Genomic DNA, 9,236 nt, shown 5'->3' on the forward strand with positions numbered 1-9,236 from the left:
GGGCTTCGGGAGGGGCGGTGGTGCGCCGTGTTCGCCGTGCGCGCCGGCCGGGGGCGTCGTCGGAGGCGCCGGGGCCATGCGGTCCGTGTGGTCCGGCGGCATCCGGTCCGGGTGGTGCCGACGGGCGGCGGGCGGCGCCGTCGTGACGATGCCGGCGGCGGCGAGCCTGCGCAGGTCGACCAGGGTGTGGAAGGCCGGGCGGCCCAGGGCCCGGGAGATGTCCGCGGCCGTGCGCATCCCGTCCACCTGCCCGAGGACGGCCTCCTGGCGGGCCGGGACCGGTGGCTGGGCCTGGCGGTCGGCCCGTATCAGGGGTGCGCTGTCCGTCGCCGGGTCGGGCCAGATGCGGTGCAGTAGTTCGCGGCGGCGCACGGTTTCGCGCTCCAGCGCGGCCACCGGTACGGGGCGCACCGTGCCGAGCCAGTGCGCGTCCCCGTACCGGAAGCGGGCAGGCGCGCTGGACGGGCCGAGCACGAAGAACGCCGCGTCGAACAGCGCCCCCGTGTGGCACAGCTCCAGCGCCCCCTCGGCGACTTGGCCGCTGTCGACCAGGTACCGGCCGACCCGCCCCCGCTCTCCCGCCTGTGCGACCGCGTCCCGCCATCCCTCGGCGTCCAGGACACCGCCGGTGGTGAGGAGCACGTCGAGGCCCGGGGTCTCGGGGCTCTCGGCGTGCACGACCTGGCCGTCGCAGAGGTACAGCGCGCCGCGCTCGCGGAGCAGGACGCCGGTGGCGCGCTCGGCGGCGAGCCGGTGGAGCATGGGCGACAGGGCGGGACCGTCGACCGGCCGGGGGCGTACGGGCAGTTGGGGTGGCGGTGTGCGCGGTGTGCGCGGTCTGCTGACCAGGGTCATCCCAGCACCAGCCGTCCGGCCATCTCACCCAGGCGGATGCGGGCGAGGGCGAGATTGCCGTCGGCGCGGGAGAGCCACAGGTGGAGGAAGACGCTGCTGTCGAACGTCGTCCGGACGAAGCGCAGGACGTGGTACGTGTCGCGGTTGCTGACGATGAGGTCTTCGACGGGCGGGTCCTCGCCGTCCCAGCCGGAGCCCTCCTCCGGTGCGAACGCGCGGTGTTCGGCGGCGATTCGGGCCAGCTCCGCCGCTTCGGCCGCGGTTGTCTCGTGGTCGCCGCCGGGTGCCTCGCCGACCGTGCCCAGCGCCAGGCCGCTGGTCCAGTCGACCACCGCGGCGCCCAGGGCACCGGGCAGCCGCATGGCTTCCACCAGACACTCGTCGATTCCGGGCACCGTGGCTTCCCCTCCCGCCTCGGGTACGGCTCAGTGACCACGAAGCTACGCAACGTGTGCCTCAGGCGTGAGAGTTCTGGCATTTTCCAGTGGAACATGCGCCCGAGTGGCTAACGTGGGTCGGTTGTTCCCTGATTCGGGTGCTGTTGACGCCTGTGCGGAGATATGCCCGCTGAGCTGCGGTGATGAGCCGGGACGGCGGATCCCTGTCTGCCGGTGCGGGGCGTCAACTCGGCACCCCGCGGCGCACGCGTTGAAGCACGCGGCGGCGCGCGCGCCGGTGCCTGGGGCGTGGGTGCCTGGGACTGGGGGTGCCTGGGGCCTGGGTGTGGTGCCTGCGCGTGCCTGCGCGGCCCCTACAGGTCCAGGAGGGCTGTCGGGTGGTCGCCGCCCGACTCGGCGACGATCTCGGCCGGGGTCTGCGCCTCCCGTACGAGGGCGAAGCGGATCTCTCCCCGCTCGGCCGGGGCGAAGCCGTGGATCGCGGGGCGCGGGAGGGAGTTGTAGGCGTAGTGGTGGGCGAAGTAGTACGCGCCGGTGTCCAGGGCGGCCGCGTAGTCACCCTGGTCCAGGAGGGGCAGGGCCTGGCCCTCGGCGAGGAGGTCGCCGGAGAAACAGGCCGGGCCGGCGACGTCCTGGACGACGGCGGGCCCCTCCTTGGGGCGCCCCTTCGGGTCGTATGCGGCGATGCGCAGGGGCCACGAGGCCGGCGCGTAGACCGTGCGGGTCGCCACCTGGACCCCGGCGTGTGTGATGGCGATGGGGCGGCCGCCCGCGCGCTTCGCGTACTCCACGCGGGCCACCACCGTGCCGTGCTTGGCGAGCAGTGACCGCCCGAACTCGGTGACCAGGCCGTACCGCCCGTCGAACAGCCCCGGTACGGCCTCGGAGAGCAGGCGGGCGTACTGCGCGTACGTCGGGGTCGTGTCGTCCGAGGCGAAGTTGACCGGCAGCCCGCCGCCGATGTCGATCGTGTCGATCTGGCGCCGCCCGAGGCGTTCGTTGATCTCCTCGGCGAGCGCGTACGTCTCCTCCACGCCCCGCGCCATCAGGGAGAGCGGGACGCCCTGGGAGCCGGTGTGCGCATGCAGCCGGGTCAGCCAGGGGCGCTCCGTGCAGACGCGGACGACCCACTCCCGGGCGCCCTCGTCCTGGAGGGCCACCCCGAACTTCGACGTGGACGTCGCGGTGGACGTCGCGCCGATGGTGCCGCCGCCTATCTGCGGGTTGACCCGGATGCCGATGGGGGAGCGCGTGGGTGCCGATTGGACGAGGGCGTCGATGCGGTCGAGTTCCTGGGGGTTGTCCGCGTTGACCGCGATGCCCAGGGCCAGCGCCTCGCGCAGTTCGGCCTGGGTCTTGGCCGGGGAGTCGAGCACTGTCCGGGCCGGGGTGATGCCCGCCGCCCGCGCGAGTGCCAACTCGCCGGGGCTGGCTACCTCCGCGCCGATGCCCGCCTCGTTCAGGAGGCGCAGTACGGGCACGAGGGGCGTGGCCTTCACCGCGAAGGCGTGCAGGACCGGGGTGCCCGGTGCGGTCACGGTGTCGAACGCCGTCCGCAGCGCCGCCGCCGAGGCCCGGATGCCCGCGACGTCGAGGAGCCCGACGACGGGACTGCCGGGCCCCAGCAGTCCCCGCTCCACGGCGGCACGGATCGCCTCGTCCCGCAGTGTGGCGCGCTCCCTGTCGGTGGCGCCGTCCCGTCGTGCTGCGCGCCCCTCGTCGGAGCCGTCAGCGAATCCGTGCTCCATGTCCCCCATGGTGTCCCCCGTTGTCGTGTTCGTGCGTGTTCGGGCCCCGGAACCGGTGCGCCGCCGGGCCGCCCGGTGAGCCGCCCGGGCCGACCGGTGTGCCTGTCCGGGGTATGTGTCCCGTGTGTCCACCCAAACACCCGTAGCGCGTCCCCGCTGGCGTAAAGCGGTATTGACTAGGTCTATTCAGTGCTTCAGGATGTGAATAAGTGATGCAACACTCGTAGCCCGCCAGACCGCCAGGAGGCAGACCGTGTCAGGACCCCGACCCGTACGAGCCCCGCGCGGTACGGAACGAAGCGCCCTGGGCTGGCAGCAGGAAGCCGCGCTGCGCATGCTGCAGAACAACCTCGACCCCGAGGTCGCCGAGCACCCCGACAAGCTCGTCGTCTACGGCGGCACCGGGAAGGCCGCCCGTGACTGGCGCTCCTTCGACGCGATGGTGCGGACGCTGCGGACCCTGAAGCAGGACGAGACGATGCTCGTGCAGTCGGGCCGTCCCGTCGGTGTCATGCAGACCCACGAGTGGGCGCCGCGCGTCCTGATCGCCAACTCCAACCTGGTGGGCGACTGGGCCAACTGGGAGGAGTTCCGCCGGCTGGAACAGCTCGGTCTCACCATGTACGGGCAGATGACCGCCGGTTCGTGGATCTACATCGGCACCCAGGGCATCCTGCAGGGCACCTACGAGACCTTCGCCGCCGTGGCCGCCAAGCGGTTCGGCGGGTCGCTCGCCGGGACGATCACCCTGACGGCCGGACTCGGCGGCATGGGTGGTGCCCAGCCGCTCGCCGTGACGATGAACGACGGCGTCGCCCTCTGTATCGACTGCGACCCGCGCGCGATCGAGCGCCGCATCGAGCACCGCTACCTGGACGTGAAGGCCGACTCCCTGGAGCACGCCCTCCAACTCGCCGTCGAGGCCCGCGACGCCCGCCGGCCGCTGTCCATCGGACTGCTCGGCAACGCGGCGGAGCTGCTGCCGCGCATGCTCGCCGAGGGCGCGCCCATCGACATCGTCACCGACCAGACCTCCGCGCACGACCCGCTGGCCTACCTGCCGCTGGGCGTCGACTTCGACGACATGGCCTCCTACGCGGCGAAGGACCCCGCCGGCTTCACCACCCGCGCGCGCGAGTCGATGGCCCAGCACGTCGAGGCCATGGTCGGCTTCATGGACGCCGGCGCCGAGGTCTTCGACTACGGCAACTCGATCCGTGGGGAGGCCCAACTCGCCGGATACGAGCGGGCGTTCGCCTTCCCTGGGTTCGTGCCCGCCTACATCCGTCCGCTGTTCTGCGAGGGCAAGGGCCCCTTCCGCTGGGCGGCCCTGTCCGGTGAGGCGTCGGACATCGCGAAGACCGACCGGGCGCTCCTGGACCTCTTCCCGGAGAACGAGTCCCTCGCCCGCTGGATCAAGATGGCGGGGGAACGCGTCCACTTCCAGGGCCTTCCCGCGCGCATCTGCTGGCTGGGATACGGGGAGCGGGACCGCGCGGGCGAGCGCTTCAACGACATGGTCGCGAGCGGTGAACTGGCCGCCCCGCTGGCCATCGGGCGGGATCACCTCGACTGCGGGTCGGTGGCCTCGCCCTACCGCGAGACCGAGGCGATGCTCGACGGCTCCGACGCGATCGCCGACTGGCCGCTGCTCAACGCCATGGTCAACGTGGCGTCCGGCGCGTCCTGGGTGTCCATCCACCACGGAGGCGGCGTCGGTATGGGCCGGTCCATCCACGCCGGCCAGGTGACGGTGGCCGACGGCACGAAGCTCGGCGGGGAGAAGATCCGGCGGGTGCTGACCAACGACCCGGGCATGGGCGTCATCCGGCACGTGGACGCCGGGTACGACATCGCCGAGTCGGTGGCGGACGAGCGCGGGGTCCGGGTGCCGATGCGTGAGGGTGACGACGCGTGACCTTCCACAGCATGTGGGCGGAGCTGCTGCCGATCGGCCGCGACTCCGCCTCCGGCGGCTACCGCCGCTACGCCTGGACCGGTGCCGACGCCGAGTGCCGGGCCTGGTTCAAGGAACAGGCCGAGGCCCGCGGGCTCACCTACGAGGTCGACCGGAACGGCAACCAGTGGGCGTGGCTCGGGGACCCCGCCGCCGGGGACGCCGTCGTCACCGGGTCACACCTCGACTCCGTACCCGACGGCGGCGCCTTCGACGGGCCCCTCGGGGTCGTGTCCTCCTTCGCCGCCCTCGACGAACTGCGGAGCAGGAACGCGCAGTTCACCAAGCCCCTTGCCGTCGTCAACTTCGGCGACGAGGAGGGCGCCCGGTTCGGGCTCGCCTGCGTCGGGTCGCGGCTCACCGCCGGGCAGCTCACCGTCGAGCAGGCGCACCGGCTCACCGACGGCGACGGGATCACCCTGCCGCGCGCCATGGAAGCCGCCGGGTACGACCCCGACACCATCGGCGCCGACCCCGAACGCCTCGCCCGCATCGGCGCCTTCGTCGAACTGCACGTCGAGCAGGGACGCGCGCTCGACCTGTCCGGCGACCGGGTCGGCATCGCCGGCGCCATCTGGCCGCACGGACGGTGGCGGTTCGACTTCCGGGGCGAGGCCAACCACGCGGGGACCACGCGGCTCGCCGACCGGCGCGACCCGATGCTGTCGTACGCCGAGACCGTGCTCGCCGCCCGCCGCGAGGCCGAACTCACCGGTGCCGTCGCCACCTTCGGCAAGATCGTCGTCGAGCCGAACGGTGTCAACGCCATCCCCTCGCTGGTGCGCGGCTGGCTCGACTCCCGCGCCGCCGACCAGAACAGCCTCGACACCGTCGTCGGCGGCATCGAGAAGGCCGCCCGCGAGTACGCCGAGGCCCACGGCGTCGACCTCGACGTCGTCCGTGAGTCCTTCACGCCCGTCGTCGAGTTCGACCACGCCCTGCGCGACGAACTGGCCCGCATCCTCGGCAAGGACACGGACCTGAACGTGCCCGTCCTCGGCACCGGTGCCGGACACGATGCGGGAATCCTGTCCGGGAACATCCCTACCGCCATGCTGTTCGTGCGCAACCCCACAGGCGTCTCGCACTCCCCGGCCGAGCACGCCGCCGAGGACGACTGCGTGGCCGGGGTGACCGCACTCGCCGACGTACTGGAAGGGCTGGCCTGCAGGTGACGCGGAGCACGTACTGGCTGGAGCACGCCTGGTTGGACACCCACGTCGCGGCGGGCGTGGCCGTCGATGTCGCGGACGGACGCATCACCGCCGTGCGGCGGGACACCGGAGCCCCGCCGCCCGGCGCCGAGGTGCTGCGCGGGCTCACTCTTCCCGGGCTCGCCAACGCCCACAGCCACGCCTTCCACCGGGCCCTGCGCGGCACCGTCCAGGTCGGGTCCGGCACCTTCTGGACCTGGCGCGAGGTCATGTACGGCGTCGCGGACCGGCTGACCCCCGAGACCTACCACGCCCTCGCGCAGGCCGCCTACGCGGAGATGGCCCTCGCCGGCATCACGGTCGTCGGCGAGTTCCACTACCTCCACCACGCCCCCGGCGGCACTGCTTACGCGGACCCGAACGCCATGGGCGAGGCGCTCGTCGCGGCCGCCGGCGAGGCCGGGATCCGCATCACCCTCCTCGACACCGCGTACCTGTCCTCCGGCTTCGGCCAGGCACCCGACCAGCACCAGCTCCGCTTCTCCGACGGCACGGCGGAGGCCTGGGCGGAACGCTCTTCACTTCTCAAGGAACGGGATCACCTGCGGATCGGTGCCGCCGTCCACTCCGTACGGGCTGTGCCCGCGGGGCAGTTGGCGACCGTGGCCCGGTGGGCGGAGGAGCGGCGGGCCCCGCTGCACGTGCACCTGTCCGAGCAGACGGCGGAGAACGACGCCTGCCTCGCGGCTCACGGGTGCACACCGACCCAGCTCCTCGCCGAGCACGGTGTCCTCGGGCCGCGCACGACCGGCGTCCACAACACCCACCTCACCGACGAGGACATCACCCTGATCGGGTCCACCTCGACGGGTACGTGCATGTGTCCCACCACCGAGCGCGACCTCGCCGACGGCATCGGACCCGCGGCCGCCCTGCAACGGGCGGGCTCACCGCTCTCCCTCGGCTCCGACAGCCACGCCGTGATCGACCTCCTGGAAGAGGCCCGCGCGATGGAGCTGAACGAGCGGCTGCGCACCCGCACACGCGGTCACTGGACGGCGGCGGCCCTCCTGCGGGCGGCCTCGGCCGACGGCCACGCGGCCCTCGGCTGGGACGACGCGGGCACCCTGGAGCCCGGCGCGCTCGCCGACTTCACGACGGTCGCGCTCGACTCGGTCAGGACAGCCGGGCCGTCGCCGCGACTCGCTGCCGAGACGGCCGTATTCGCCGCGTCGGCAGCGGATGTGCGTCATACGGTCGTGGGCGGACGGCACGTCGTACGCGACGGGGTGCACACTCTTGTGCCGGACGTGCCGGCGGCGCTGGCAGCGGCCGTCGAAGCCCTGCGCGGCTAGGGCCCTTGGCCCGAATCCCCGGCCGCACACCGGAGCCACCCTCCCCCGACCCCACCGCAGACCAGGCCACCAAGGACGCCATGAGCAGCCCGAGCACCGCCAGCCCCGCCCACTCGGCGAGCACCGCCAGCACCGTCATCACCAACATCGCCGCCCTGGTCACCAACGACCCCTCCCTCGGTGACAGATCCCCCCTTGGACTGATCCAGGACGCGGCCGTCGTCATCGAAGGCGACCGCGTCGCGTGGACCGGTGAATCAAGCAAAGCACCCGCCACTGACAACCGGGTCGACGCCGAGGGCCGCGCGGTGATCCCCGGCTTCGTGGACTCCCACTCGCACCTCGTCTTCGCGGGCGACCGCACCCAGGAGTTCAACGCCCGCATGTCGGGCCGGAGCTACACGGCCGGCGGCATCCGTACGACCGTCGCGGCCACCCGGGCGGCCACGGACGCCCAACTGGAGGCCAACCTCACCCACTACCTCACCGAGGCCCTCCGCCAGGGCACCACCACCTTCGAGACCAAGTCCGGCTACGGCCTCACCGTCGCCGACGAGGCCCGCGCCCTGCGCATCGCCGCCCGCCACACCGACGAGGTCACCTACCTCGGTGCCCACATCGTGCCGCCCGACCACGCCGACGACCCGGCCGCGTACGTGGCCCTGGTCACCGGCGAGATGCTCGACGCCTGCGCCCCGTACGCCCGCTGGATCGACGTCTTCTGCGAACAGGGCGCCTTCGACGGCGACCAGGCGCGCGCCATCCTCACCGCCGGCAAGGCCAAGGGCCTGCACCCACGCGTCCACGCCAACCAGCTCTCGTACGGTCCCGGTGTGCAGTTGGCGGTCGAGCTCGACGCGGCCAGCGCGGACCACTGCACCCACCTGACCGACGACGACATCGAGGCCCTGGCGAACAGTTCGACCGTCGCCACGCTCCTGCCGGGCGCCGAGTTCTCCACCCGTGCCGAGTGGCCCGACGCCCGCCGCCTCCTCGACGCGGGTGTCACGGTCGCCCTGTCGACGGACTGCAACCCGGGTTCGTCCTTCACCTCGTCCGTGCCCTTCTGCATCGCCCTCGCCGTACGGGACATGAGGATGACCCCCGACGAGGCGGTGTGGTCGGCCACGGCGGGCGGGGCGGCGGCCCTGCGCCGCACGGACATCGGCCGCCTCACCCCCGGCGCGTACGCCGACCTCGCTCTCCTCGACGCCCCGAGCCATGTCCACCTGGCCTACCGCCCGGGCGTACCGCTCGTCTCACAGGTGTGGCGGCGCGGGGTGCCCGTCACATAGACATTCGGCCGCCGGTCACCCGGCCTGCGCACCCGCCTGCCACCGCTGGTCCGCGCGCCCCTGGTCCGGAAGCAGGAACAGCGTGCCGGAGTCGTACGGGCTGACCGCGTGGCCGGGTGCGACGGCCGGGACGATCGTGCCGTCGGCGTCGACCGTGAAGCGGAGGTTGCGGCCGTTGCGGCCGTCGACCGACGCGCACTCCCAGACGCCGACGCCCCGGAAGGCGGAACCGCGGCTGTCGAGGCAGTAGTCGGGGTCGCCGTAGGACTGGAGGACCTCACGGTCGGTGTCGACACGCCAGAACTGGGTGCGGGAGGAGGAGCAGGGTGCGGTGACGACGTCGGTGCCCAGCTCCGGTTCGCCGCCGCGGATGTCCAGGCACAGACCGCTGGAGACGTTCACGACCTGTGCGTACGTGCCGTTCGGCGGGCCGGGCTCGTCCCGCGCCGGGGGCGGCTTCGGCTTCGTGGGGGT

Annotated in this window: 8 protein-coding genes; 4 read left to right on the top strand and 4 right to left on the bottom strand. The window is 72.9% G+C overall.

Annotated elements, in window-relative coordinates:
• The 3 genes from FPZ41_RS41775 to FPZ41_RS41785 form a co-directional block, all read right to left on the bottom strand.
• The coding region (locus FPZ41_RS41775; RefSeq protein WP_322621411.1) for a hypothetical protein at positions 1 to 762 on the bottom strand (762 nt) is incomplete at its 3' end.
• A gap of 89 nt (positions 763 to 851) precedes the next feature.
• Positions 852 to 1,250 (bottom strand): hypothetical protein, encoded by a 399-nt coding sequence (locus FPZ41_RS41780; protein ID WP_322621407.1) that lies wholly within the window; start codon positions 1,248 to 1,250, stop codon positions 852 to 854.
• A gap of 356 nt (positions 1,251 to 1,606) precedes the next feature.
• Positions 1,607 to 3,001 carry a type III PLP-dependent enzyme domain-containing protein gene (locus FPZ41_RS41785; RefSeq protein WP_152869517.1) on the bottom strand — a complete coding sequence of 465 codons (1,395 nt, stop codon included), beginning with the start codon at positions 2,999 to 3,001 and terminating at the stop codon, positions 1,607 to 1,609.
• A gap of 253 nt (positions 3,002 to 3,254) precedes the next feature.
• On the opposite strand from FPZ41_RS41785, the gene hutU reads away from it, so the two are divergent.
• The 4 genes from hutU (at position 3,255) to hutI (ending at position 8,762) form a co-directional block, all read left to right on the top strand.
• On the top strand, positions 3,255 to 4,919 hold the full coding sequence (gene hutU / locus FPZ41_RS41790) for a urocanate hydratase (RefSeq protein ID WP_322621408.1): 1,665 nt from the start codon (positions 3,255 to 3,257) through the stop codon (positions 4,917 to 4,919).
• The gene (locus FPZ41_RS41795) at positions 4,916 to 6,133 is read left to right on the top strand and encodes an allantoate amidohydrolase (RefSeq protein WP_322621409.1); all 1,218 of its coding nucleotides are present in this window, start codon (positions 4,916 to 4,918) and stop codon (positions 6,131 to 6,133) included. Before hutU ends, FPZ41_RS41795 begins: the two co-directional genes overlap by 4 nt.
• A complete protein-coding gene (locus FPZ41_RS41800; RefSeq protein ID WP_322621410.1) occupies positions 6,130 to 7,467 on the top strand; it encodes a formimidoylglutamate deiminase in 1,338 nt (445 codons plus the stop codon). The genes FPZ41_RS41795 and FPZ41_RS41800 overlap by 4 nt, the downstream gene beginning before the upstream one ends.
• Before the next feature lie 80 nt (positions 7,468 to 7,547).
• Entirely contained in the window at positions 7,548 to 8,762 is a 1,215-nt protein-coding gene (gene hutI, locus FPZ41_RS41805) for an imidazolonepropionase (protein ID WP_228023362.1), read from the top strand.
• 15 nt (positions 8,763 to 8,777) lie between these two features.
• On the opposite strand, the gene FPZ41_RS41810 is transcribed toward hutI, so the two are convergent.
• Positions 8,778 to 9,236, bottom strand: a 459-nt coding sequence (locus tag FPZ41_RS41810; protein ID WP_194236403.1) for an RICIN domain-containing protein, incomplete at its 5' end; no start/stop codon positions are given.

Origin of the sequence: Streptomyces acidicola (assembly GCF_009377235.1) — a bacterium.
In the GTDB taxonomy this organism is placed as follows: domain Bacteria; phylum Actinomycetota; class Actinomycetes; order Streptomycetales; family Streptomycetaceae; genus Streptomyces; species Streptomyces acidicola.

Coding starts and splice junctions, on each gene's coding strand:
- FPZ41_RS41785 (WP_152869517.1), bottom strand. CDS start 3,001: ATGGAGCACGGATTCGCTGACGGCTCCGACGAGGGGCGCGCAGCACGA.
- hutI (WP_228023362.1), top strand. CDS start 7,548: ATGAGCAGCCCGAGCACCGCCAGCCCCGCCCACTCGGCGAGCACCGCC.